The organism is Paenibacillus sp. AN1007, from assembly GCF_040702995.1.
In the GTDB taxonomy this organism is placed as follows: domain Bacteria; phylum Bacillota; class Bacilli; order Paenibacillales; family Paenibacillaceae; genus Paenibacillus.
Window position 1 is genome coordinate 6,246,328 of the sequence record NZ_CP159992.1, and the last position, 25,003, is coordinate 6,271,330.

Here is a 25,003-nt window from a genome sequence, read left to right on the forward strand (position 1 = left end):
ATGACAATAAGATGGCTTAACAGGAGGAACGAACGATGATCAATTCACATATTATTCAACTGCTTGCCCCCAAAATCCAGACTTTTCCGAGTGGAAAAGAATTCATACACCTGGTAGGCCCGATTAAGCTGCCGGTCAATCTGGATGGCGAAACCAGAACATTCCAGTGGTACAGCTGGCTGAAGACGGACAAAGCGATGGACAGCGGGGAGCTGATCGCGTCTCTAGCAGATGCTGAACTGGCAGAACGCCAGCAATCCAGCGTGCTGGTGTATGGTGATTTTGCCGAGGCGCAGGAGGCTCTTATTCGTATGCACAGCATCTGCCACACGGGTGATATTTTTGGCAGCAAACGCTGTGACTGCGGCTTCCAACTGGAACAGTCCATGAAGATGATCGCAGCTCACGGCGCAGGTGCATTGTTCTATCTTGCAAATCACGAAGGACGAGGCATTGGCCTGTTCAGCAAAGCAATGGCTTACATTTTGCAGGAAGAAGGCCTGGATACGGTGGATGCGAACCTGCAGCTTGGGTTCACGGATGATGCGCGTAATTATGACGATGCCATTGCTGTACTGCGTGCACTTCGCTCGGCTCCGGTTACACTGATTACAAACAATCCGCGCAAGCTGGCAGCGCTGCAGGAAGCAGGGCTCAATGTGGGCGGACGTGTTCCGCTGTGGGGAGACCGTTCGGCTTATAACGAGAAGTATTTGCAGACGAAAGTGAATCGTTCCGGTCATTTGGCAGCAGGTGATGGCTGGGTACAGGATGAGGCACGAATCCCACACGCTCAGGCTTGAAGTAGGGTTCACAAGCGCTCACAGTCTTGATCTAGGGTTCGCAGGCTTTCGCAGGATGCAGTGATAAAGAGCAGTGCGTAGTGGTGTTGTGATCCTGCGCAGTACGCAGTATAGACCGGCTGTTACCGTACTTTGAATGAAAAGTGCAGTAGCAGTCTTTTTTATTTAAAGTGAGCAGGGTTCGCTCAATTCAGCCTCTTCCACCCGATTCGCCCGAGTCACCTGATTTGCTGCCAAATAACTTGCCGTTGATGTGTGACGAATTATACAATATAGTCATCTGAAGAGTGCAGGAGGAACGATAGTGGTATTTGAGGCACAGCGTATTTTGCCAGCTGCGAAGAGCATGAAGCAGTTTGAAGCGATAATCGAAGGCCCTTATACATACGGGGTCATGCTGGAGACGCATATTGCACAGCTGCAGAGCATGATGGAGCAGGCGAGGCGGTATGGGAAAAAGATTCTGCTGCATGCCGATTTGGTACAGGGTCTGAAAAATGATGAGTTTGCCGCAGAGTATCTGTGTCAGCATATCCGTCCGGCAGGACTGATTTCCACACGGGCCAGCGTGATCCAGAAAGCAAAACAAAAAGGCATCACAGCAATTCAGCGGGTGTTTCTGCTGGACACACACGCGCTTGAAAAGAGTTACCTGCTGCTGGCCAAAACACAGCCTGACTACATCGAGGTATTGCCGGGCGTCATTCCGCATATTATTGCGGAGGTATCGGAACGCACGGGCATTCCAATCATTGCAGGTGGACTGATTCGCACACCCGAAGAAGTGGAGCTTGCACTTGGGGTAGGAGCGGCGGCAGTGACGACGTCGAATGATGATTTGATTAAACATTTCAAGAAATCGCTTACAACATAACCCTACGCAGGAGGCATCCATATGGAAAAATTCATTTTGGCTCTGGATCAGGGCACAACAAGCTCCCGGGCTATTCTTTTTAACCACAGTGGAGAGATTGTACATACTGCACAGCAGGAGTTCCCGCAGTACTTTCCCAAGCCGGGCTGGGTTGAGCAGAATGCCAATGAAATCTGGAGTTCTATTCTGGCTGTGATGGCCTCATGTTTGGCGGAGAGCGGCATCAAACCCGCACAGATTGCGGGTATCGGCATCACGAATCAACGTGAAACTGCGGTGGTATGGGATAAACAAACCGGCAGACCGATCTATAACGCGGTGGTGTGGCAGTCGAGACAGACGGCATCCATCTGTGAGGCGTTGAAAACGCAGGGGCTGGACGACCTGTTTCATCAGAAAACAGGTTTGCTGATCGATCCATATTTTTCGGGCACGAAAGTAAAATGGATTCTGGATCATGTCCCTGGTGCCCGTGAACGGGCGGAGAAAGGGGAGCTGCTGTTTGGCACCATCGACAGCTGGTTGATCTGGAAACTCAGTGGCGGCACACATGTCACAGATGTATCCAACGCTTCGCGCACATTGATGTATAACATCTATGAACTGCAGTGGGATGATGAGCTGCTGGATATTCTGGATATCCCTAAGGCGATGCTGCCCGAAGTGCGGGGGTCATCGGAAATTTATGCACATACGACGGATTATCACTTCTTTGGTCACCGTGTCCCCATTGCCGGAGCGGCAGGGGATCAGCAGGCTGCTCTGTTTGGTCAACGATGTTACACTCAGGGCAGTATGAAAAATACATATGGTACCGGATGTTTCATGCTTATGAACACTGGTGAGAAACCGGTACACTCGGACCATGGGCTGATTACAACGATTGCCTGGGGGGTGGATGGGAAAGTTCAATATGCGCTGGAAGGCAGTATTTTTGTGGCAGGGTCTGCGGTACAGTGGCTGCGAGACGGCCTGCGCATGCTCCGCTCGTCCAAAGACAGTGAGGATTATGCGAAGCGGGTGCCCTCGACGGAGGGAGTTTATATGGTGCCCGCCTTTGTGGGACTCGGCAGTCCATATTGGGACAGTGATGTGAAGGGAGCAGTATTTGGCTTGACCCGAGGTACAACCAAGGAACATTTCATTCGGGCCACGCTAGAAGCACTGGCTTACCAGACCAAGGATGTCCTGGAGGCGATGGTAACCGACTCAGGATATCCCGTAGATACGCTGCGTGTAGATGGCGGCGCTGCAGCGAACGATTTTCTGATGCAGTTCCAGAGTGACATGCTGGGCATACCCGTGGAGCGCCCATCGGTTAATGAAACGACGGCCCTCGGAGCAGCCTATCTGGCAGGATTAGCCGTCGGATTCTGGTCAGGTGTAGACGAATTGAATCAGCATGATCATACCGAACGAGTCTTTGAATCTGTGATGGCTGAACAGGAGCGGGAGCAGTTGTATTCTGGCTGGCAGCGTGCGATTAAGGCAGCGATGGCCTTTTAAATCGAGTAACCAGAATCTTCACTGTTTCAGCACATGGTCATTTGTACTTTTTCGTTAAACATATGTTATAAATGATAATTACTGGTGGAAAATCATTCATAATTTACAGGGATTATATTCCTTGGACTGTTAAACCGACTGCCCACAATAAGGAAAATTAAAAAGTTAGTGGGTCACTTTGGAATTCCATCCTTGTGCCAAAAAAAAAATTAAGAATTTTTTTGAATAATGTGTGAATTCAGGCCTTCACGCCGCAGAAAATCTGTGATAGGATTAGGTTACAAGTTAAAAAATGATGTCTGGAGATCGGGAGGGACCACGTGCGTTCAGCAATTGCTGAACGAATGACGTGGTCCTTTTTTTGTTGTTTTTTAGAGAGAAAATAGGTAAAAAATGGAGGGTATTGTCATGGCAGCAGCGTTCTCGGCAGCACAGCGAAATGAAACGATGGAACGAATGGCGAATGCACATTTTGACGTATTGATTATTGGCGGCGGTATCACGGGTGCGGGAATCGCACTGGATGCTGTATCCCGCGGATTAAAAACAGCACTCGTCGAAATGCAGGATTTTGCGGCAGGTACATCCAGTCGATCCACAAAACTGGTTCATGGCGGGCTGCGTTACTTGAAGCAGTTTGAAGTGAAGATGGTAGCTGAGGTTGGACGGGAGCGGGCGGTTGTTTATGAGAATGGTCCGCATGTGACAACACCTGAACCGATGCTGCTTCCGATTTACACGGACGGCACGTTTGGCCGATTCAGTACATCGATCGGTTTGATGGTGTACGACCGACTTGCTGGTGTGAAGCGCAGCGAACGGCGGCAGATGCTGAATGCCAGCAATACATCGGCAAGTGAACCTCTGCTGCGGACACAGGGGCTGCTGGGCGGCGGACGGTATGTGGAGTATCGGACAGATGATGCCAGACTAACCATCGAAGTCATGAAGGAAGCGGTCAAACGAGGAGCGGAAGCCATTAACTATGTGAGGGCAACCTCCTTCCTGAAGGAGGATGGCGTCATTACGGGAATCCATGCCGTGGATCAGTTGAGCGGAAACGACTGCACGCTTCGAGCTAAAAAAGTAATCAATGCTTCAGGCCCCTGGGTGGATACCCTTCGTGAAGTGGATGGCTCACGCCAAGGCAAAACGCTGCAGATGACCAAAGGTATCCATCTGGTATTTGACAGCGCACGTTTTCCACTGCGGCAGGCGGTTTATTTTGATACACCGGATGGACGCATGGTATTTGCCGTACCGCGGGATGGCAAAGCGTATGTGGGTACAACCGATACGGTGTACCGTGATGACCCGGCGCATCCCCAGATTACAGAGGCTGACCGAGATTACGTCATCGATGCGATCAACTTTATGTTCCCGGATGTTCACATTGGCCGGGATGATGTGGAGTCCGGTTGGGCAGGCGTCCGTCCGCTGATCCATGAGGAGGGCAAAGGTCCATCCGAGATTTCACGCAAGGATGAAGTTTGGGTATCCGATTCCGGTCTGATTACGATTGCCGGAGGTAAACTTACGGGATATCGCAAAATGGCCGAGATGGTAGTTGATCTGGCTGCACGTCAGCTGCAGCAGGAATTTGGGTACACTTCCGGACCGTGTGTGACCAAACAGATGCCGATCTCTGGAGGAGATGTGGGCGGTTCGGCCGGATACGTGTCATATACTGAACGGAAGATCAAGGACGGCGTTGCGCTTGGTCTGGATCGAACCGCGGCGGAGCGAATTGCTCGTACGTATGGCTCCAATGCAGATGCGCTGTATGAACGCATGCCTGATCCTCGTACCAAGGCCGAGCTTCACGGCATGCCGCAGGAGCTGTTGCTGATGCTGCGTTATGCGATGGAGGAAGAGATGGCGGTTACACCAGCCGACTTCTGGGTACGCAGAACGGGAGATTTATTTTTCCGTATCGATGAGGTTCGCCGTTATAAATCTGCAGTCAGCACGTATATGGCAGATCGGCTTGGCTGGTCAGAGCAGCAGACCGCAGCTTATGCGAAGGAACTGGATCAGCTGCTGCTGGAAGCATCCGGAAGGAACTAGTGCGGCAGGATTTAGCGGATCTGGGTCGAATGGAACATGTAAGCGCGTAACAGAGAGGGGATTACATCCATGACATTACAGATCGGAATTATAGGAACAGGTTGGTTCAGTAAAGTGCACGCAGATATTCTTACACGTATGGAAGGTGTCCGTGTCTCGGGTGTATGTGGAACAACAATGGAAAAGGCAGAGGCGATGGCCTCCGTGTATGATGCTGCCGGTTACGATCAGCTTGAACATATGCTGGATGGGGAAAAGTTGGATGCCGTATACATCTGCGTGCCTCCTATGTCCCACGGGTCTATTGAGACAGAGCTGATCAAGCGAGGCATCCCTTTTCTGGTGGAAAAACCGCTGAGTACTGGAATGGACATACCGAGCCGCATACTGGAGCAGGTACAGCAGTCTTCATTGTTAACTTCCATTGGATATCATTTCCGTTATCAAGAGGCTGCACAGCTCATGAAACAAGCGATGCAGGAGCAGCGGGTAGGCATGGCTCTGGGACGCTGGATGGGAGGTATGCCTGGAGTCAGCTGGTGGCGCCGTCAGGAAGGCTCCGGAGGTCAGTTTGTGGAACAAACGACTCATATTGTGGATTTGCTTCGTTTCTGTGCAGGCGAGGTGACAGAGGTCTATGCTGCTGCAGCACAGCGAAGCATGCATGAGAAGCATGAGGACGTGACGGTGGCAGATGTGGCAAGCGTGACACTGAAGCTTAAAAGTGGCGCAATAGCAAGTATTTCCAATACATGTTTACTGCCTGACGGTGAGGGCGGAGCCGGACTGCAATTCTATACAGACGCAGGTGTATGGGACTGGACGCCAGAGCGTCTGCTGCTGCCGAGCGCGGCTTCACATCCGATGGCCGGGCTGGAGGTGTCCGCGGGGCATAATCCATATGAACGTGAGAATGAAGCATTTATTCATGCGCTTCGCACGGGTGACCGCTCCCGTATTATGTCCGATTACGCAGATGCCTGCCGGACACAGGAGATCACAACCGCCGCACAGGCATCGGTGGATTCGGGTATGCCTGTGAAGCTCGATTGAAAATTCAACTCCACCTGAAACTTAAATACGCCTGCACCGGAACCATTCTCTCCGTGGTCCGGTGCAGGCGTATTTGTTATGTTTCACAACCGCAGCAATGCATGTTCGCTTGGGATCAGCAGCAGTACGGTTGATCTTAAGTTGTTTTCCTGCTCTTGCAACGATGCAGCTCTCGAGCTGTTTATTTCACCTGCTGCTGTTGTTGTAACCAGTCCGAGGACCAGCTGTAGATTTGATTGATGACAGGTTCAATGGCTCTGCCCTTAGGAGTAAGCTCATATTCTACACGGGGAGGTATTTCGGGATACATATGCCGGGTTACGATGCCCTCCGTCTCCATCTCTTTCAGACGCTCCGACAGCAGCCGTCCGCTGATGGCCATCTCGGCCTCCAGTTCCGTGAACCGTTTCGGTCCGGACAGCAGCTGATACATAATCAGCAGCACCCACTTTTTCCCGATAATATCCATCGCCTGTGTAATCAAACAGGGACTTGGAGATTTGACTTTTCTCAGCTTCAACGTGTTTCACCTCGATTCATGGCAAAAGTGCAGGATAACGCTATATTAAAGGACAAAACGCTGCCGTTCTAAAAAATATAAAACGTTCATGCAGGGTGGTTACTACAAAATACACTGTAACATACCTTTTGTATGTATTATACATCATTTCAAGAAAAATTACTTGAAGAAATTATCTTATTATTATATACTCGCTTCATAAAAGTAAGTTTGTGAATAATAATGCGTATTATACACATACATATGATTTCTCAAATGAGCAGCTGGCTAAGAAGCTGAAAAATCGTCCTGCAGGGACATTGATATAGATAAGTTCTACATAAATAAATGATTCTATTTACTGAACTTCATGAACAGTCAGCTGGATCAGGAAATACTTTTGTAAATAACATTTGATGATTAGGAGATGAAGGGCATGAAGAAAGTGCTGGGATATGTTTTTCTGGTGGTGTTGGCGGGTGTATTTGTAATGACGGGGGTTAGTAAAGTTACAGGAACAGAGATGATGATGGAAACATTCGATAGTTTCTCCTACCCAACATGGACGATGTATCTGATCGGCGGGCTGGAACTGCTGAGTGCAGTCGGGCTTCTCATCCCGCTTACGCGTATTCTGGCTTCGGGTATACTGACGTTTATTATGATTGGGGCAGTAGGCAGTCATCTAATCTATGCGCAGTATGCAGCTGTGCCGTTCCCGGCTGTATTGCTGGTGGCTAATATCGTTGTCCTGCTGGTCAGTCTGAACAAACTGGAAGAAGAGGAAGGTAGTATGGACATGGTGCAGGCCTGACAAATGCAAACAACCTTCAGCCAGGCTGTGGCAGGTTTATCTCATGCCTGGCTGCACGTACATCCTCGACATCATTACATACTTCGTTGACCGCGCTTCACAATTCGCTGTGTATGTTTGGTGTCCGATTGCTCGAGCCAAAGAGCACATACTTCACGCACCCAATCCGGGTTCGTTTTACCTGCATCGTTCAGCCAGTTACTCACGGAATCCTGCACATAGGGGTGAGCATCTGATTTTACGGCAGACAGCAGGGGGAGAGCGATTGCCGGATCTTCCTTTAGTGGCTGGATGTGTTTTGCCCACACCCCGCGAGGTCGAGTCGATTCGATGGCAAAGCGCCGAATCATCGGATCGGGATCGGTACTCCAGGGTGTTAACCACTGGAGCGCTGCAGATAAATCTGCACGAATGGAGTCCCGTACCGCCATCCACGCGATCTCTCTCACGCCAAAGTGAGCATCCGCTGCAAACGGACGGATCTGTTCCAGCTTTTCTGTCACCTGTAGTTCGGGATTTAGTCCGATGATATAAGCTGCCCAGCAGCGAATACTGTCTGAACGGTGTTTTGCCAAGAATGTGAAGAGGTCTGCTTTTTCCTGTACGGGTATGCTCTTCATATACTCCAGCCACTGTATGCCAATTGCGGGGATGACCTTCATAATACGCTGTTGATCCTTCGGTTCCAGCCTTGAGGCGATACCCTGGCTGGAGATCGGTATATCAAGTTCATGGGTGATCTGCTCCAAAAGAACAAGATGATCCACAGCAAGCCATTCCGTCAGATTCACGGATTCAATCGTCCCGCTTTGCAGCAGGTGGCGGATGTGTTCTGGAATTTCGGCCGCTTTACGCGCACCTTTGCGAGAAAGAATATCTTCAGAAATGATGAAGTCCGAATTTGCCTCCATGGTTTGGCCTCCTTAACTTGTCTGTACTCATTAGGCATACCATACAATGGGACAGGCGTGCTTGGATGTAAGGCAGCTTACAAGTTACGGATTTTGTAGCGAAGGAGCCAGTTTACGAAAGGACTTGATCTCAACAGGATGAAGGGCAGCTGATTTGAATGCGGTACGAATTCGTCCTGTTTGCGAGAGTTCTTTCATAGCTGCTGTGACCGATTCTCTGGAGGCACCAGCCATCCAGGCAATTTCCTGATGTGTAATCGTACACTGGATAAGGCAGTATCCATCCTTTTCCGTCCAACCCACCTGCTCGGCCAACCGACACAGATTATGCATGATTTTGTCATGTAAATTCCCCAGTGCAAGTGTCTGCGTCAGCTCGCTCATTCGTTTAATTCGTTCACTCAGCACGTTCATCATTCTCATCATGAATGCCGGATGATCGATTAGAAACTGCTCAAATCGGCCGCGATCCATGAGGCAGATATCGCATATGTCCATCGTCTCAATATATAAATCACGTGTGCCAAGAGAAAGACCGTTCATCTCTCCAAAAACGTTACCCTCGCTCAGAATATCCAAGGTAAACTGCTTTCCTTCAGGGTTCAACGTGTACAAGCGTACTCTGCCCCGTTTCACAAAATAGAAACCTTCCTTAAATGTATCGGGTGTCTGAATGGCTGTATGTGCAGGGAACGAAGTGATGGAGGTCATGCTGTCCATCTCAACGAGGTCTGACTCTGATAAGGAGGACATGAGGTCGAATTGAGACAGATACAGAATTTTATCCATAATGATCTTCTCCTTACCCATATTGTGTACAAAAAAAAGAAGAACCCAATAAAACAGCGGGTTCCTTGGCAGCGTACCTCTGTATTGAAAGGTGCTGTCTATTTATGATCATATGCCATTCTAATTACAGCAGCTTTTTTAATTGAGAGACACGTCCTTGGCTGATGCCAAGTTTCTCTGCAATTTGCTGTTGAGCAAGGCCTGGATGCTGTTCAATAATTTCTTTCATTTGCTGCAGCATGCGTGCCGTCTTCGGCCGCAGGTCGGGGTAGTCCTGGCTTGCCGCAATGTCTCCTTCATTCCATGAAGAAGCCGCGGGTTTCGCAACAGGGCGCTCTGTTGGTGCAGAAGCCTGTTTGTTCTCAGGGATGAACCAGTTGGGAGTGTCATCTGGGTGTTTTAGTTGAATCGCACAAGTCCGGCAGATGAATTGCTCTTTGAAATACATTTCCGTATCCACGTCACCGCAAAAAATACACAATGTTGATTTGTACTTTCTTAAAATCAACTCTTTCCCTTCAATGAAAAATTCAAGCGGATCGCCGATATGGATTTCCATTGTATCCCGCATTTCTTTGGGAAGGACAATTCGTCCGAGACGGTCCAGAGATCTCTTCATTCCGGTTCTTTTCATCGCATCTCCCCCGCAATATTAACATTAAAACCTGTCCTTATTGTAAGGAAGAAAGGGCTTTAATACAACAATAATATTTCAAAAAAAAGGGATTATTCCAACTATTATGGGAAAATAAGTTTAGAAAGCGCGGGAGCAACGGCCAATGTGAAGAGTGCAGCCAAAACCATGGAGATACTGGAAATGGTACCTGTGAGCGAACTTAGTTCGAAGGCTTTCGAAGTACCCGTCCCGTGAGCACCGGTTCCGAGCAGTGCACCTCGTGCAATTTCACCATCAATACGAAGCATTTTGACGATAGAAGGCCCCATAATCGCTCCAAGCAACCCTGTCATGATCACAAATACGGCTGTGACAGCCGGGATTCCTCCGATGGAAGCCGACACATTCATGGCAATCGGTGTTGTGATGGAGCGCGGGATCAGACTGTGAATCAAACCGGAGTCCAAACGCAGCCACTTCGCCAGCATAGCCGAGGAGAGTACGGCAACGACCGAGCCGGCCATCACACTGACCACGATCTCGGAAATGTGTTTTTTGAGCACATGAAAAAAGGTATAGAGGGGTACTGCAAAAGCTACTGTAGCAGGCTGAAGGAGCAAACTGAGCCATTTGCCTCCGCTGCTGTACGCGGCATAATCCGTCCCCGTCATCAGCAGTATGCCTACAACGAGCAGTGGTGTAATAAGCAGAGGTGACAGATACACTTTAGGCAGGCTGCGATACATCCGTTTGGCAACCCAATAGATTCCGACCGTTAACAGCAAACATAAAAATCCAATCATCCGGTGTGACGCTCCTTTCGTTTGGCAATACGTGCAGCAACCAGGCCGGTGCAGGCCATAACCAGAAACGTGCTCAGCAGCACGATAAATACAATTTGCAGTCCGTCATGTTCCAGCATAGGCATGTAGTTCATGATGCCAACGGCCGACGGGATAAAAAATAGCAGCAGCTCACCAAGCAGCCAGGCTGCTCCGACCTCAATCCAGCGCAGCTTCACAACACCGGTCTGCAGCAGGATGAACAAGACTGCCATTCCTAGAATCGAGCCGGGTACAGGCAGGTGGAGAGTACGGGCCAGCAGGTCCATGAGTAGTGAAAAAATCATTAACAGCGCAACCTGCGCTGCGCCGATGCCCCATTTTTTCACGTAAAATCCCTCCTTGTATATGCGCATTTATTTGATGTATTTGAATGCAATATTTTTGAAAAAAGAATGGAAATGCTGCTTCGTATCACAAATTTTACAACGCATTCTTTCATGAGTAAAATGCATATTAAGAATGTTTTCTATTCCATTTGTCTATGGAGAGAAGATATAGTTGATGAGGATAGCGATAAGAAAGGAGGAGGGACCACATAATGGATATACGTCATCTGCAGTATTTCCTTGAAGTCGCGCGGCAGCAGAGCTTCACCAAGGCTGCCGAGGTGCTGTACATCACCCAGCCTACGATCAGTAAAACCGTCAAAAGCTTGGAAGATGAGTTAGGCGTAATCTTACTGGATCGGTACGGTAAACAGGTGAAGTTGACGGACGCAGGGCATGTTTTTTTTCGGCAGGCGCTGGAGATTGAAAAATCGTTCCGCAGTCTTTCGTCCGAGCTGGACGATCTGATGAATCTGAAGAAGGGGCATCTGCGCATCGGCTTGCCACCGATGGTGGGATCGAGCTTTTTTCCGATGATTATCGGTGAGTTCCACAAAGCTTATCCTCAAGTGAGTATTCAACTGTTCGAGGACGGGGCGAAAAAAGTTGAGGCCGATGTGATCAGTGGTGCCTTGGATATTGGTGTGGCAGTCCTGCCGACTGTGGATGAGCTGCTGGATCATTTTGTGTTTGTCCAGGAAAAGCTGAACCTGCTGGTGCATCCTTCCCATCCGCTTGCCGGAAAAGAATCGGTTGCAATGCATGAACTGGAGCAGGATGCTTTTGTCCTGTTTCGGGAGGACTTTGCACTCCATGACCGCATTATTGCGGCCTGCCAGCAGGCCGGTTTCCAGCCGCGAGTTGTCTATGAGAGCTCACAGTGGGATCTGCTGAGTGCGATGGTTGCCGCGAATCTGGGGGTTGCCCTGCTGCCAGAGACGATCTGCCGTGAGGTGGATCACATGCGTGTGCGAATTATTCCGGTCGTCGAACCTGTCATTCCATGGCAGCTGGGCATGATCTGGCGAAAGGATCGATATCTTTCTTTTGCTACCCGGGAGTGGATTGCATTTACCCAGTCGATGCTGGGGAATAGATGAAATGAAGTCACGTTTAATATCAATAATCGAGCCTATCTGTAATGAGTAGTGGATTGCAGGATGGGGACATTGCTGTCCCTACCGAAACAGCTAAATATGGCTTGATCAGATGACGTTACACTGCCTCAGCATCATAGATATATCACGGGATCATTGTTACAATGGAGACACAATACTGATGGAGGTGTGGGACATATGAAACTGCGGGTATCCGCTGTACAGTACCAACTGCAAACGATTCAAACTTTTGAACAATTTGCCGCTCAGGCTGAACATTACATACGGACAGCTGACGAATTTGGAACGGAATTTGTGCTGTTCCCAGAATTTTTTACAACTCAGTTGATGTCCATTGGAGACGCACAGGGAAATGCATTGACGATTGAAGATCTGCCTGACTTCACGGAGCAGTATGAGCAGCTGTTTATCTCTCTTGCTGCCAAATACAACATGCATCTGATCGGAGGCACTCATGTCATTCGCAAGGAAGGCAAGCTGTATAACACGGCGCATATGTTCTACCCGGATGGGCGGATTGCACGTCAGGCGAAGATTCATATTACCCCGACCGAAGTGACGGAGTGGAATATGGCAGCAGGTGACGGGCTCGAAGTGTTTGATACGGATAAAGGACGCATTGCAATGCTGACCTGTTACGATATTGAATTCCCAGAGATCGTGCGTATGGCTAAAGCCAAAGGAGCCGATGTCATTTTCTGTCCGTCCTGCACGGATGATCGCCACGGTTTTTATCGGGTACGGTATACAAGCCATGCCCGCGCAGTGGAAAATCAGGTTTATGTTGTATTAACCGGAACGGTGGGGCATCTGCCGACAGTGGATTTCATGCGTGCCAATTATGGACAAGCGGCGATTATTACGCCGAATGATGTGCCATTCCCCCCACGCGGCATTTTGGCGGAAGGTGAAATTAACAACGATATGATCGTCACAGCCGACCTTGATCTGGACTTGCTCTATGAGGTGCGTGAACGCGGCTCCGTAACAACCTGGCGTGACCGGCGTACGGATCTGTACACAGACTGGGAGTAAAGCGAAGAAAGGCTTTGTTCTGTTTTTCGCCGCGGCGCTTTATGTACGGGAGATTGTGCAGGGCAGCCGTTTCATATTTTGTGTTTCGTCATTTGATCTTGGGAAGGAGGGATGAGCGGGATGTACGTTAAAGAAATGCTGATCACTGTGCCTAATACATGCGGAGAGAAAGGTAGAGCTAGAGCGGTCATACGCAATTATGCGGCCCCTGACTTTGAAGAATTGATTCGCATTCAAGCGGAGAGCTTCCCTCCGCCATACCCGGAAGAACTGCTCTGGAACCAAGAGCAGCTCAGCAGCCATGTGCAGCATTATCCTGAAGGAGCAATCTGCATCGAGGTGGATGGGGAACTGGCTGGATCTATGACTTCACTGCGAATGCAGTGGGACCCTGCGCATCCATCCAGTCATACATGGGCGGAGGTCACAGATGACGGATATATCCGCAACCACCAGCCGGAGGGTAACACGCTGTACATTGTTGATCTCTGTATTCGCCCGAAATATCGGAAGTGGGGGCTGGCTCAGCTCATGATGCAGGCTATGTACCATCTTGTGATAGCACAAGGGGTGGATCGTCTGCTGGGGGCAGGACGGATGCCGGGTTATCATCTTGTTTGCGAGCAGCTGTCAGCACTGCAGTATCTGGATCAGGTTGCGGCCGGGGAGAGACATGACCCGGTCATTTCCTTCCTGCTTCGGTGTGGACGTATGCCTGTCGGTGTAGCGGCAGATTATCTGGATGACGAGGAATCCTGTAACTATGCGGCTCTGATGGAGTGGCGTAATCCATTCAGAAGATGATCCTGTTTTTGATCTGCACGTCTTCTGGCTTGATCTTATGTATTCTACAGCACGCAGCACCCGGTACATGGCAGTCTGCTTTGTAACAGGTATGGCAGACACATGCAGTAATTTCGGGTATTGAAGTTTCTGCTGCGGCTCTTGGTGTTCCGTTTACAGCACCGAATATACACCTAATATAGGGAGGTTTTTTATCTATGGAATTTACACGTATCACATCCATTCAGGACCCACTGTTCGCTCAAATGCACAAGCTGTTGCAGGAGATTTTCCCACCAGAGGAAGTACTGGACTTCCCGTTATGGGCTGAACCGCTGGAAGATCCGGGCATCCGGGTATTTGTGGCTGTGCATGAAGGTCAAGTTGTCGGTGCAACGGAGTATCGCTACTATGAGGACTGGAATGTGGCAATGACCGATTTTACCATTATTGGTCGTGAAGGTTTGGGAATCGGTGCCTTTCTGGCAAATCAACGCAAACGTGATCTGGAGCAGCTTGCAGCTGCGAATGGTAAAGAATTGTTCGGCATGTTTGCCGAAATCTATAATCCATATCTGAGTCAGGACCATGCATTTGGCGGCATCAAACCAATGGACCCGTACGTGCGCCGCGAAGTGCTGTCACATCTGGGGTATCAGCGTCTCGACTTCCCATATGTGCATCCATCTTGGCAGGGAGACGGCGAAGCTGTAGGCGGACTTGATCTTTGCTTTATGCCTGGGGAAGAATCGGTGACGGAGCTGCCTGCCAGTCTGGTGGCCGATTTCCTGAATCGGTACTATGCTGTGCTGCCAAACAAACCACAAGAGTGGCTCGCCATGGTAGAGCAATTGAATGTCCGTGAAACCGTGGCATTGCGTCCGTTGTAAAAGAAGGCAGCAGCTTGCAGCACCAGAGCAGCTGTAGAAGGATTATGCTGCTGGGAAATTCTTGATTCGAGTATTGGAGTTATGGCTGATGCTCCCGCTCCACGAATGGGGTGGTGATAGCGGGGGCGCTAACGATCTCAGAAAGCCTTATTTAGGCGTTCGAAGTCACTTTCAAGTCCTAACGATTCGGAGAGACCTTATTTCAGCGAAAAGAGCCTATTTCAAAAGAAAAGTGTGAATTTGGCTCAAATAGCGTCCCCTGAGATCGTTAGATTTCCAAAAGGACAGAAGTGGCCTGAATAAGGTCTCCTGGAATCCTTAGAATTACAATACCAGGATGGTGAACCATGATCCCAGGCTTATACGACAGCACCACGCCCCGTAACTCCGTACCCTGTACCTCCGTACCCCGTAACTCTGTACCTCCGTACCCCGTAACTCTGTAACCCCGAACCCTGTAACTCCGCATCCCGTAACCTCGCTACTGCATGTTTCTGTCCTTCATAAATCCTGCAGCTGTTTAACTCGGTAGCCTACCTAGGGTTAATATTCAAATTATCCAATATCAATCTAAGAAGATAACAAAAAAACCTCTCCCTATTGCAGGTAGAGGCAGCTGTATCGTACACGAAATCGTCTGTTACCAGTTAAACTCACTAACCAATGCATGAGACCTACTAAGACTCAAATCAGCTCGGCTTAAATCAGTTATGCTCAGGCTCATCTCAAATAAATCCAATCAAATTTACTCAATCGTATACGTTGTCACAAAGGAAGGCCTAGGGAACATGGTTGGTTTCTGCGCGGTCAAACCTTCACTTGTGCTGCGGTTGCGGTGGGCATGATTGTAGGCTTGGGACTGCTGCCAGCCCTTGAAATGTTCTTCCGATTGCCAGAGCGTAAGCACGACATAGGTGTCGCCTTTAAGTGGACGGAGTACACGAATACCGATAAACCCGGGTTCGTCTTCTACTTTGCGGGCGCGGTTTGTAAAACGTTCCTCAAAATCATTCCGTCCATCTTCAGTCACAGGAATGTTGTTCAGCACAGCAAATCCGCCGCCAGTCCATGATCCGGCTTCGTCAAAAGCCTCGTAAGCAGCCACCTGCTCATCCGACTCGATATGCAGCAGCCGATCCGTAGTTTCAATAGCGAGAAGCACCTGATCTTCTGCACCTCTCAATCTCAGATGCGGATAAGCCGCAAGTGCATCCGGTAAGGGAGATGGAACCAAATAAATGTACATAGGATTTCGGCCTCCTTTTATAGTAGGTTAATATCTTATCTGCATCACTATGAAGTACGATCTATCTTGTTGTAGAGCTGATTTAGTCCTCCAGCCGCTGGATTTAATTCTCAACAGATATTTCTAACATAGCATACGGCAAGGGGCGAGTCCAACAGGTTCACATTTTGCCTATAGGGGACTAATTTCGAGCGGAGTAGTAGAAGTTTGCTGCCAGAGAAGACAAACAGTGAATGACAAACAGAGCAGTAATCATGAAAAATGAAAGTGAAATCCCATCCAGCATCACTGCGATAATCCATGCCAGAGCAAGACTGACAGTTGTTGCATTCCACGAGAAGGCTTTTGCTTTGGTCAGGCAGTACAAATAACGCTCATCCAACCCATGCTGTCTCCTGCTTATTCCTCTTGCAAGGAACATAATAACAACTGCGAGCAGCAGTCCAACGATAATTCCGCCAATGCCAGTCAAGCGATTCAGCAGCTCAGGATTCAATATTCTCATCTCCTTCAAAAATAAATAAATCTTCAATCCTACAGTCGAATAGTTGGGCGAGCTTGTGAGCAAGCACAAGTGAAGGTTTATACTTTCCAGATTCCAACGATATGATGGTTTGTCTGGAAACCTTGAGCCTTTGAGACAGTTCTTCTTGTGTGATGTTCATATGTATACGTTTGTCTCGAATTAGATTTTGCAATGTATCCTCCTTAAAGTAAAGCATGCTTTACGTAAAGTTTACTTTACATGTGTGGAGAGAGAAAGTCAATGATGCTTATTTTGTTTCCATTTATACCCATATTATATTTTCATATACACTCTAAAAAAGGAAAAAATCACATGATCATTTGATGTAAAAAATGGATTATATTTCATTTTCCGCGTTCCTATCAATGCTAAAATATAGGAACTCATGTTCTTTATTTTGGGAATTGGTTGTAAAAAATGAGTCTCATTTCTCTTTATAAAGTAGGAATGATCTCATTAAAAAGAACGGGGGGCTTATATTGAAAACGAATGATGACTTGAATCGTCGTTTTATCACGTATATGGCCAATCTTATATACTACAATTCTATTAATTATGACAAAAAGAGAAGAATGAAGGACAGCCGCTTCCAGCTAACTTTAGACACCGATCAAAACATAGATTCTGCCTTACTTTCAGTGTATGACTCCGAATCTGTGCCACCAAATTTAAAAGATCACATTGCGGATCACTCACTTTATCAAGCGTATGAATCTCTTTCAGCACAACAACAACAGATTTTATCTTTTGCTTACGTACAAGGATTAAATGACAAGGAAATAGCCAGAATATTGGGAGTATCCCAGCAAAATGTCTCAAAACACCGATTAAAAGCTCTTACTAAATTGCGCAATTTGATAACGGAAGGGGATGATTATAATGGAGGGTGACATTGCTGCTTTTATTGCTAATTTAGGCTTCCCGATTGCAATTACTTTGTATCTACTTATTCGATTTGAAAAAAAAATATCTGATCTAAGCGATGCCATTAATGGCTTAAAGAATGAAATACAAAAAAATGTAAAGAGGTGATTTTATGTTGGCCGAACTTTTAGTACAAGCACAGCAGCATCATGATCAGGAAGCGACATTACACATTCTAGAATCTTTCACACCAAAGATTAAAGCTTCCTTACGACAAGTGCCTAGCGATCATCGAGAGGATCTAAAACAGGAACTCTATGTCAAAATGATTGAGGTCATACAAACTTTTAATATTAGATAAAATTTGCAGAGTGGTTGTAAAAGAAGTAACCCAGTTCTCTTTATATAGATGTGAAGGCCAATACGGCATTGCAGAAAACTTGGGAATGGTGTTCTGGCTATGATTCCTCCTATTGTTCTTCTACCAAAACTAATTCAAGGAGTGATTATTATGGCATCTTTAGGTTCTAGTGGTGCAGCTCTTATTAAATCGCATGAGGGATTTTCTTTAAAATTCTATGGAGACCCCAAGGGGTATCCAACAGTTGGATGGGGACATCTTATAACATCGAGCAAAACATATAAGAAAAACACAACAGGTAATCCCAATGATTCTCTTCTAACCCAAGCAGAAGCTAATGCTCTATCAACTTCTTTGGGACTAAATTATACTTCTCCAATTTCTCAGACTCAGGCAAATACATTTTTTAACAACGATACCGCAGAGGCTGTAGGAAGAGTAAATCGGTTGACACTTCCTGCTGGTATGTCTTTGTCACAAGCTCAGTTTGATGCACTTGTTTCGCTGACTTTTAATGGAGGTCCTAAAGTGCTTGAAACCACTGATGTAAAAAATCTGCTTGCATACAAGTTGATATATTCGTCCTTTCAAGGCCCTCGTTCAGAGGTAGAAAAAGATAATTGTTCGAGACTGGTCAGCAAAGCATTTTCATATGACACAAGCTTAACGAGACGAAGAAATGAAGAAGCAACTTTGTTTTGTAAAGGACAGCCTTATACTCACAAATATCCAGTATATTCACTTTAGTCAATTATGTTGTAACATAACAAGAAGGTCAGCCTTTAGGCTGACCTTCTTTCATTTTCAGAATTTTATAGGATTCCTCAGCGCAGCGCAGAACCAATACATAACCTTAATTTATTGTATTCGAGAGCTTCTTAAGCTCAAAAATAGTTGCCTCTGATATCAAAATAAGTCTCTCGTTATTAACAACAAAAAAACCTAAACTTACAGGTATACTCATTTTTGTAGAAGGGTTACTTACATCTATTGCTTTTACCACATCATTTTCATTTAAGTCTGGAATATCTATTTTAAATGATCTATAAAAAGAATCTTTATTATTGCAAGTCGCTGTAATCTCATATAATGGGTTTCTTAGTTCAGTTTGATATTGACTGTAGTTTTTAATTCCTTTTGATGAAAACAAGTCTTTTTTGATGATTAGTTCATCTCCGATAAACTTCTGCCCTGTTGGATATTCAGAAGCATCATTATATGAATTTGCAAATCCCAAAAGCTTCTCAACTTTCCAAGTTCCATAGAAATAATTTTCAGTCTCACTATCCAAACTTGTACTCTCTGTAGTACAGTAATCACTATTTTGCTGTGTTGTTACTTGTTTACTGGGAGACTCACCCGAACCTTGCGTAGCGGTTGCGGGCTTACCTGATCCAACACATCCTGAAAGCAAGAGGAAACTCAACACCATCAATACACCGACTGCTTTTTTCAATCCTAAAATCTCCTTTCGTCTACCTAGCAGAAATTATATCAGAGCAAATGAACCTAAGAATGACATAAAAATAACATTATTTACGATTAAAGTTAATTTTATGTTATATGATCACAATCAATAAATTGCTCAAACAGCGCAGCGTGATGCAGCTATGCCGCGCTCTTCCCCGGTTTAGGCGCTCTGATCGGGCCAAGTAACCCCGTAGCGGTGCGTACAGGCTCTTAGGGGCCCACTCTTGCCGCCTTAGAGCCTGTAACATTGCCCGATCTAGCTCTTCAGCTCCTTTTCCTTCCGGAACAATATATGCTTCAGCCGCACAAAAAAACGTCCAAATGGATGCCCCCACCTGAACGTTTTTGAATTACTGACCTAAGAGATGCTTGATACCAATAAGAACTAATTGAATCAATGTCTGACGTCCCTCTTTAGATTTCAGATATTCCCAAACATGCCGACCGGCAGATTTCATGCTTGTCCACATTTTCGAAAAAATCGGTTTGATTCTCTTCATCTCAACCCCTCCCTTCCTTCCTGCATTCAGCATAAGAAAGCCAGCCATGGATTTATCAGGTGAGCGTAACCAGCTTGCCTAGCGAATCGGATACAACATGATAAGCAAAACGGCGCGTAATATAATTAATAGCGTGTCGTATACCTGTTAGGCTGGTTACACTCCGGCTGCTCACTCTCGTATAAATTGGCAGAAGAAGATTTCAGGGTTTTTAATTTCAAGCTGAAGAAACTAAAAAAGGGATTTTTCTATGTATTTTCATCATAAGCTGTTCATTCTTAAATATAACTGTTTAGCAAATCGATCTCTTTAATCCCACCATTGGTTGCACCCATTCATGTTGCCACTTATGCAATGTTCGGATTTAAACCAAAAAAAGACCAGCTGTAGTAGCTGGCCGAAGATCCAAATTGTATTAAAAGACAAACATTAAGAAGCCCATTCTAAAAGCATATTCACGCGGTCTGAAGCTATTCCTATCCTGGTTCAGTAATGCAACAATAGCCGCATCATCCCCGGGCAACAAAGACTTGAATGGCAGAATTGCTAATGAAAGCCCAGCTCTACAAAATGATCAAGATGCTGCGTTTTACCCCAAAAATAAATTCGTCACTACGTCAAGTTCCTCCTGATTACCGAGAGGATTTAAGGCAAAACCTTATTTAAAGATGATAGAGGTTATACATCAATTCAATCTTAATTAAAAAAATTTGTATTGTGGTTGTAAATATTGAAGTTCATTTCTCTTTATATAGTGTAACCTGATTCAAATCAAACGAGGTTGTAGGGGCAACTTAGTTTGATCTCCCCTTACTAAAATCTAATTATGGAGGTATTTCTATGGCTGATTATGATGAGTACACAGGTAGAGTAAGTGTAACTTTGAGTGAACTATCTCAAATGGTAAAAGTCCAAAAACTGATGCGTGAGGGCGCAGAAAAAGTACATTCTCAGTCCAAATTGAAAGAACATCTTGAATCGCTTGGCATCACAACAGGAACATTCATTGCCATGTTTGGGAAAATCCCTGCTCTAAAAGGTCTTGCTGGCGCTGCTGCTATTGCATATTCTATCTACTCATGGGTTGATAATTTTGTGAAACCATTTCGATTGGAAAAACTACTCAGAGCTGCTGAAGCGAATCTTAATGACCATCTCGTTTGGTTCTCGAAGAATGCTTCAAAGTATAAACGGATTGAATTTGAAGCTGCGTACCTAGAGTATTTCTTCGGAAGTGCTACCGGTACTCGTGAATCTATCCGTTATATGCAACAAGCAGCTAAAATTGATCGAATTCAATTAAATGATGGTACTTGGATGAGCGCTTCTTAAAAAAATAACCCTAGGATCATTTTGATTCTAGGGTTATTTTAGTTCTACCAGCATGGGAGCTATCCAAGTACCGGCTACTCGATCAGGCTAGGCTAAACAAAGTTAATTCAAAGATAAATCTACAAAATGCAAAGTAATAGTAAAAAAGTAGTAAATAATAATGATATAACAGTTACAGTATTTAAAACTAAATAGCGACTTGTTTCCCTAATGTATTTCAATTCCATAAAAGCTCGAAAATAAAAACATAATATTAATAATGGGAATTGCAAAGATAATTGAGCCGCTTTAGTTCCCACTAAAGCCAAGCTCTCTTTCGTACTCTTTAATAATCTTGCAAAATGTATTTTTTTTCAAGTCTAGTTGTCCCATCAACTCTACGGCCGTTAGCACCCCACCCTTCCACTCACCATACCCTTTATTGTGTTGGCTAACTGATAACGTATTCAAATTTATCTGCGGCCGCCCCAGGTGCTTCCCTTTTTTCTTAGGACTGCAGAACCTTATTTTGATAGAGAGGGAGCAGATCTTCTAGCAATGAGGAGTGTCAATGATAGTGCAAAGTTCATCAGGGTTCAATCAAAAGGGCGAACAGTAATTAAAACTATGTATAACTTCAACTAAAGTACCGCAATCATATGTAACTACTGATTTTGTTGTCTTTCTGTATATTCAATTCGAGTCTGAGATAGATGAAGAGATAGAGACCTACCTATACTGTTTTTCAAAGAGGATATTAATACTTATTTGCTAAAGGATGCTACTCAGGTACTTGATCGCTGACCCGCACAATGATTTTTTCATTAACAAAGATGTATCACTCCCTCATTGATGTATTTTACCAAATATAAACATTTAATTCATAATTACCTTTTTTAAAAAGATATTTTCATTTACCAATTGACCTATAGTTAATTTTTGTATATATTTGTAATAATATGGGGAAAAAATAGCCGGGTCTCATCACTCTTTGACTCCATGAATATGGTAGATATGGAGGGATTACATTGCAAGAAAATGAAGAAGTTTTCTTACTATCAGATCAAAATCATGTTCTGGATAAAGCCTTTGAATTATTTCGCATATGTTACAAGCAGAACGATTGGAATGAAGCCAAAAAAATCATAAGACACATGCATAAAGTCTCAGAAAATCTATACAAAACTCAACAAAAATATGGTGATATTTCACCATTGCAGCTACCTATGAAAAGACCGCTGATATTTTACATAGGTTATAGCTACCTTGCTGAATCTATCGTGTACCAGAAGCAAGGACTTTATGAAGAAGCGCGCTCATGCATATCACATTATGAAAACCTGGATCAGTACAACCTTTCAGATCCGGAAAGCCAGGAAGAAGTTAACAGGTTCAAAATTTTTGCTAAGGCTAACTCTTACGCTGCTGATCTGTTAGCCGGTAACTTTGAAATTTTACTAGAGTACCATAACTTTATTAAATCAGATGATGAAGAGGTATTGCCAGGTTTAATTACCATATTGGAAGCAGCTAACCTTAACAACTGGAACGTTGATCATATTTTAAACGATCATCTTCCTCACGATCTTGAGGCATTTGCAAGCTATGAGGATATTGGGAATCGCGTGTATTACATCAAACTACTATTTCAACTCGCCCTCTATACTTTCAATAAAAAATCTTACCACGATACAATAAATTACATTCTTGAATATCTGGCAATAGCAGTTAATATGGATGTGTATAGGGAATTTATTACAAATGCGGCCATGTACGAAAAAGTCAGAAAATTAGCATCAACAGAGCAGCAACTAAGGTATGAAATTATAATCAAAGGAGTCCTGACAAATGAAAAAAACATTAATAGCCATGTTCTTAACGGTAACGCTTTGTAGTGTCATTGTTGTTGTTCCACCCCCACCACCTAATGCACCACCAGTTGCACCGTTTAATCATGGGGTTAATGGCTAAATACTTTTCTAAGACCATCTTTTTAAGGTGGTCTTTTTTCTTGCGCCAATTTAATTGCTGAATTCCCCTCTCTTTTTTTGCACATAATAATGAGCATAAATGGATGAAGGATGTGTTCTAGTGCCGATTGAACCTATATGTATATGTACATGGATATCAGAAAAATTAATGGGAGATCAGCCGATTTACAATGTAGCAACATTAGATGAAAAAAGAGCTTCTTCGTATTGGGGCGTGAAATTTTCTTCTCCTAGTCATATTCGACTGCTTGAAAATCAAGATCAATTTATATACCGAAGTGAAGACATCGTTCCTGCGGCAGAAATTAATAGCCCCCAAGGAGCTAAATTAAAACGTTTATTTGACCATGTAATTAAAGCTGAAGTATGCAGGGTAGATTCAAGAAGGCTTTTACATGTGTTTTATTTCAATATAACTAAAATTGGAGATTCCTCAACAGGAAGAACCTACTTTTACAATAATCATCTGTATATTGTTCTAACAACCAAGGATCATGCAGGGATAAATTTATTCTCACACGAACTCGGACATGCGCTATACTTCTCTAATCCTGAACTAAAGGGAAATGACCCGGTAACAGGAAAGAGCCATCATAATATAGAAGGTAACTTGATGTATCCAAGTGTTGATCTTAATAAAGTTTTACAATTGGAACAAAAACAATTGGATGCAGTGAATAACAGTTATTTAGTTAAACCCGATACACTATCTGCATTCCCGCTAACTAATGCCAATACAGATATAGAATAGGAAACTGAAGAGTATGGAAATGCTCCCCGATCTCGTTTGGATCGCAGCCGCACGCCTGGCGTGCGCCTTCAGCTCGGGCGCTCCTGTACGTGCGTAGCTGTTCGATCTTCCGGAGACGTGCAAAAGGACGGCCATAGCCGTCCGGAATTTCTATTCTCTTTTTATCGTTCTAGATCTGATGCCTTGATTTTTTCTGTTTGTTTACCTTCACGTTCAGGTGTACTTTCATTCGTATGTGTATGCTCCTGTACTTTCTCCGCTTCTCTTAAAAAAGTGGTTTTAACCCACTGCGGTATGTCTTTAGATATTGTTTGAACCTTTCCTTTGTCTATCTTCATTACTAACCTAAACTTTGAAGTGTTATCAACAATAAAAGAACGATCAGCTAATTTTATTGCATCAGGTAAATGACCGATTGAACGGTCATATCGTCTTCGAATATCTTCCTCTGGAATATGATGCCCACCATTTTTAACTCGCATTTCTACCCGCTCGATATGATATTCTACATTTTTAAGTCCTACATAATAAAGATTTATTTCAAATCCTGCTTCTTTGGCTTGTTCCATTTGCCGTATGGCGTGTTTACCAGCAAGAGTCGTTTCAATGGAAAAGCTTTTACCGTTCTGTATGCATTCTCGAACGCGTTTAATGGCTTCTCTTCCTGCTGATGGAGAAACCGATTCAGGGTTATGAGGATTGATAGTTTTCGCAATGGCATCAGGATCAATAATTTCTCCTAACTGATCATTAAAATTCCTGGTTAATGTGCTCTTTCCTGCTCCATTTGTGCCAGCGAAAACAGTCATGACAGGTTTGCTCATGGATATTCAATTTCCCTTTTGATTCCATTTTCATAGATGATTTCGGTTTTTCTCCCATCCGGATATTCCTTAATCATTTTTTCATTTTCCTCATACACAATGGGGACACCGTTCGTTTTGGCCTCTTGTCTGGCTGAGAATGTAGCTTTTACTAATATTTCATTCAATTCAGATATTGATATACGTTTCACGCGAAGACCACCCTTTCTAATAATAATATTCTTCCACTT

31 protein-coding genes and 1 pseudogene are annotated in these 25,003 nt (G+C 45.1%); 17 read left to right on the plus strand and 15 right to left on the minus strand.

Annotated features, from left to right (window positions below):
* Positions 1-35: 35 nt before the first annotated feature.
* From ABXS70_RS27995 to ABXS70_RS28015, 5 genes are all read left to right on the plus strand, one after another.
* Positions 36-803, plus strand: a complete 768-nt coding sequence (locus ABXS70_RS27995; protein WP_342553262.1) for a GTP cyclohydrolase II — start codon at positions 36-38, stop codon at positions 801-803.
* A 304-nt stretch (positions 804-1,107) separates the two neighbouring features.
* A complete protein-coding gene (locus ABXS70_RS28000) occupies positions 1,108-1,677 on the plus strand; it encodes a glycerol-3-phosphate responsive antiterminator (RefSeq protein WP_342553261.1) in 570 nt (189 codons plus the stop codon).
* Between the two features lie 21 nt (positions 1,678-1,698).
* Positions 1,699-3,183 (plus strand): glycerol kinase GlpK, encoded by a 1,485-nt coding sequence (glpK, locus tag ABXS70_RS28005; protein ID WP_342553260.1) that lies wholly within the window; start codon positions 1,699-1,701, stop codon positions 3,181-3,183.
* Between the two features lie 408 nt (positions 3,184-3,591).
* The gene (locus ABXS70_RS28010; protein ID WP_366292616.1) at positions 3,592-5,250 is read left to right on the plus strand and encodes an FAD-dependent oxidoreductase; all 1,659 of its coding nucleotides are present in this window, start codon (positions 3,592-3,594) and stop codon (positions 5,248-5,250) included.
* A 69-nt stretch (positions 5,251-5,319) separates the two neighbouring features.
* A complete protein-coding gene (locus ABXS70_RS28015) occupies positions 5,320-6,303 on the plus strand; it encodes a Gfo/Idh/MocA family oxidoreductase (protein WP_366292619.1) in 984 nt (327 codons plus the stop codon).
* 181 nt (positions 6,304-6,484) lie between these two features.
* Here ABXS70_RS28015 and ABXS70_RS28020 read toward each other — a convergent pair whose 3' ends face one another.
* Entirely contained in the window at positions 6,485-6,772 is a 288-nt protein-coding gene (locus tag ABXS70_RS28020; RefSeq protein ID WP_342556468.1) for a helix-turn-helix domain-containing protein, read from the minus strand.
* Between the two features lie 466 nt (positions 6,773-7,238).
* On the opposite strand from ABXS70_RS28020, the gene ABXS70_RS28025 reads away from it, so the two are divergent.
* Positions 7,239-7,616 (plus strand): DoxX family protein, encoded by a 378-nt coding sequence (locus ABXS70_RS28025; protein ID WP_342553257.1) that lies wholly within the window; start codon positions 7,239-7,241, stop codon positions 7,614-7,616.
* 74 nt (positions 7,617-7,690) lie between these two features.
* Here ABXS70_RS28025 and ABXS70_RS28030 read toward each other — a convergent pair whose 3' ends face one another.
* The 5 genes from ABXS70_RS28030 to ABXS70_RS28050 form a co-directional block, all read right to left on the minus strand.
* Complete coding sequence (locus ABXS70_RS28030) at positions 7,691-8,527, minus strand: DNA alkylation repair protein (RefSeq protein ID WP_342553256.1); 837 nt, start codon at positions 8,525-8,527, stop codon at positions 7,691-7,693.
* Positions 8,528-8,611: 84 nt separating this feature from the next.
* Positions 8,612-9,316, minus strand: a complete 705-nt coding sequence (locus ABXS70_RS28035) for a Crp/Fnr family transcriptional regulator (protein ID WP_342553255.1) — start codon at positions 9,314-9,316, stop codon at positions 8,612-8,614.
* Positions 9,317-9,440: 124 nt separating this feature from the next.
* Positions 9,441-9,950, minus strand: a complete 510-nt coding sequence (locus tag ABXS70_RS28040) for an AbrB/MazE/SpoVT family DNA-binding domain-containing protein (RefSeq protein WP_366292624.1) — start codon at positions 9,948-9,950, stop codon at positions 9,441-9,443.
* A gap of 104 nt (positions 9,951-10,054) precedes the next feature.
* Positions 10,055-10,735: a CidB/LrgB family autolysis modulator gene (locus ABXS70_RS28045; RefSeq protein ID WP_342553253.1), complete on the minus strand. Its 681-nt coding sequence runs from the start codon at positions 10,733-10,735 to the stop codon at positions 10,055-10,057.
* The gene (locus ABXS70_RS28050) at positions 10,732-11,103 is read right to left on the minus strand and encodes a CidA/LrgA family holin-like protein (RefSeq protein WP_366292628.1); all 372 of its coding nucleotides are present in this window, start codon (positions 11,101-11,103) and stop codon (positions 10,732-10,734) included. The genes ABXS70_RS28045 and ABXS70_RS28050 overlap by 4 nt, the downstream gene beginning before the upstream one ends.
* Positions 11,104-11,315: 212 nt before the next feature.
* On the opposite strand from ABXS70_RS28050, the gene ABXS70_RS28055 reads away from it, so the two are divergent.
* The 4 genes from ABXS70_RS28055 (at position 11,316) to ABXS70_RS28070 (ending at position 14,929) form a co-directional block, all read left to right on the plus strand.
* Positions 11,316-12,203 carry a LysR family transcriptional regulator gene (locus ABXS70_RS28055; protein ID WP_342553251.1) on the plus strand — a complete coding sequence of 296 codons (888 nt, stop codon included), beginning with the start codon at positions 11,316-11,318 and terminating at the stop codon, positions 12,201-12,203.
* A 195-nt stretch (positions 12,204-12,398) separates the two neighbouring features.
* Positions 12,399-13,256, plus strand: a complete 858-nt coding sequence (locus ABXS70_RS28060; protein WP_342553250.1) for a carbon-nitrogen hydrolase family protein — start codon at positions 12,399-12,401, stop codon at positions 13,254-13,256.
* Between the two features lie 120 nt (positions 13,257-13,376).
* Complete coding sequence (locus tag ABXS70_RS28065) at positions 13,377-14,060, plus strand: GNAT family N-acetyltransferase (RefSeq protein ID WP_366292633.1); 684 nt, start codon at positions 13,377-13,379, stop codon at positions 14,058-14,060.
* Positions 14,061-14,257: 197 nt separating this feature from the next.
* Positions 14,258-14,929: a GNAT family N-acetyltransferase gene (locus ABXS70_RS28070; protein WP_366292636.1), complete on the plus strand. Its 672-nt coding sequence runs from the start codon at positions 14,258-14,260 to the stop codon at positions 14,927-14,929.
* 745 nt (positions 14,930-15,674) lie between these two features.
* Here the strand turns inward: ABXS70_RS28070 and ABXS70_RS28075 are convergent.
* The 3 genes from ABXS70_RS28075 to ABXS70_RS28085 all read right to left on the minus strand — a co-directional run bounded on the left by ABXS70_RS28075 (position 15,675) and on the right by ABXS70_RS28085 (position 16,873).
* Positions 15,675-16,175, minus strand: a complete 501-nt coding sequence (locus ABXS70_RS28075; protein WP_342553247.1) for an antibiotic biosynthesis monooxygenase — start codon at positions 16,173-16,175, stop codon at positions 15,675-15,677.
* Positions 16,176-16,356: 181 nt separating this feature from the next.
* Positions 16,357-16,671, minus strand: a complete 315-nt coding sequence (locus ABXS70_RS28080; RefSeq protein ID WP_342553246.1) for a hypothetical protein — start codon at positions 16,669-16,671, stop codon at positions 16,357-16,359.
* The gene (locus ABXS70_RS28085) at positions 16,661-16,873 is read right to left on the minus strand and encodes a helix-turn-helix transcriptional regulator (RefSeq protein ID WP_342553245.1); all 213 of its coding nucleotides are present in this window, start codon (positions 16,871-16,873) and stop codon (positions 16,661-16,663) included. Before ABXS70_RS28085 ends, ABXS70_RS28080 begins: the two co-directional genes overlap by 11 nt.
* A gap of 307 nt (positions 16,874-17,180) precedes the next feature.
* On the opposite strand from ABXS70_RS28085, the gene ABXS70_RS28090 reads away from it, so the two are divergent.
* The 4 genes from ABXS70_RS28090 (at position 17,181) to ABXS70_RS28105 (ending at position 18,673) form a co-directional block, all read left to right on the plus strand.
* Entirely contained in the window at positions 17,181-17,591 is a 411-nt protein-coding gene (locus tag ABXS70_RS28090) for a sigma-70 family RNA polymerase sigma factor (RefSeq protein WP_366292641.1), read from the plus strand.
* Positions 17,581-17,733, plus strand: coding sequence for a YvrJ family protein (locus ABXS70_RS28095; RefSeq protein ID WP_366292644.1), 153 nt, complete (start codon positions 17,581-17,583; stop codon positions 17,731-17,733). The genes ABXS70_RS28090 and ABXS70_RS28095 overlap by 11 nt, the downstream gene beginning before the upstream one ends.
* A 4-nt stretch (positions 17,734-17,737) precedes the next feature.
* Complete coding sequence (locus ABXS70_RS28100) at positions 17,738-17,926, plus strand: helix-turn-helix domain-containing protein (RefSeq protein WP_074097102.1); 189 nt, start codon at positions 17,738-17,740, stop codon at positions 17,924-17,926.
* A gap of 150 nt (positions 17,927-18,076) precedes the next feature.
* On the plus strand, positions 18,077-18,673 hold the full coding sequence (locus ABXS70_RS28105; protein WP_342553243.1) for a lysozyme: 597 nt from the start codon (positions 18,077-18,079) through the stop codon (positions 18,671-18,673).
* Between the two features lie 106 nt (positions 18,674-18,779).
* On the opposite strand, the gene ABXS70_RS28110 is transcribed toward ABXS70_RS28105, so the two are convergent.
* On the minus strand, positions 18,780-19,382 hold the full coding sequence (locus ABXS70_RS28110; protein ID WP_366292648.1) for a hypothetical protein: 603 nt from the start codon (positions 19,380-19,382) through the stop codon (positions 18,780-18,782).
* Positions 19,383-19,746: 364 nt separating this feature from the next.
* Positions 19,747-19,896: a hypothetical protein gene (locus tag ABXS70_RS28115; protein WP_366292651.1), complete on the minus strand. Its 150-nt coding sequence runs from the start codon at positions 19,894-19,896 to the stop codon at positions 19,747-19,749.
* Between the two features lie 840 nt (positions 19,897-20,736).
* Here ABXS70_RS28115 and ABXS70_RS28120 point away from each other — a divergent pair.
* Positions 20,737-21,228: a hypothetical protein gene (locus ABXS70_RS28120; protein ID WP_342553240.1), complete on the plus strand. Its 492-nt coding sequence runs from the start codon at positions 20,737-20,739 to the stop codon at positions 21,226-21,228.
* 119 nt (positions 21,229-21,347) lie between these two features.
* Here ABXS70_RS28120 and ABXS70_RS28125 read toward each other — a convergent pair whose 3' ends face one another.
* Both ABXS70_RS28125 and ABXS70_RS28130 read right to left on the minus strand, forming a co-directional pair.
* Positions 21,348-21,527, minus strand: a complete 180-nt coding sequence (locus ABXS70_RS28125; RefSeq protein ID WP_366296799.1) for a DUF4181 domain-containing protein — start codon at positions 21,525-21,527, stop codon at positions 21,348-21,350.
* A pseudogene (locus ABXS70_RS28130) lies at positions 21,517-21,717 on the minus strand (recombinase family protein); the annotation flags it as partial. The pseudogene ABXS70_RS28130 and the gene ABXS70_RS28125, both read right to left, overlap by 11 nt.
* 518 nt (positions 21,718-22,235) lie before the next feature.
* On the opposite strand from ABXS70_RS28130, the gene ABXS70_RS28135 reads away from it, so the two are divergent.
* Complete coding sequence (locus ABXS70_RS28135; RefSeq protein WP_342553239.1) at positions 22,236-23,102, plus strand: DNA-binding protein; 867 nt, start codon at positions 22,236-22,238, stop codon at positions 23,100-23,102.
* A gap of 196 nt (positions 23,103-23,298) precedes the next feature.
* Entirely contained in the window at positions 23,299-23,949 is a 651-nt protein-coding gene (locus ABXS70_RS28140) for a hypothetical protein (RefSeq protein WP_342553238.1), read from the plus strand.
* Between the two features lie 161 nt (positions 23,950-24,110).
* On the opposite strand, the gene ABXS70_RS28145 is transcribed toward ABXS70_RS28140, so the two are convergent.
* Both ABXS70_RS28145 and ABXS70_RS28150 read right to left on the minus strand, forming a co-directional pair.
* A complete protein-coding gene (locus ABXS70_RS28145) occupies positions 24,111-24,773 on the minus strand; it encodes a zeta toxin family protein (protein WP_342553237.1) in 663 nt (220 codons plus the stop codon).
* Entirely contained in the window at positions 24,770-24,964 is a 195-nt protein-coding gene (locus ABXS70_RS28150) for a hypothetical protein (RefSeq protein ID WP_342553236.1), read from the minus strand. The genes ABXS70_RS28145 and ABXS70_RS28150 overlap by 4 nt, the downstream gene beginning before the upstream one ends.
* Between the last annotated feature and the right edge of the window lie 39 nt (positions 24,965-25,003).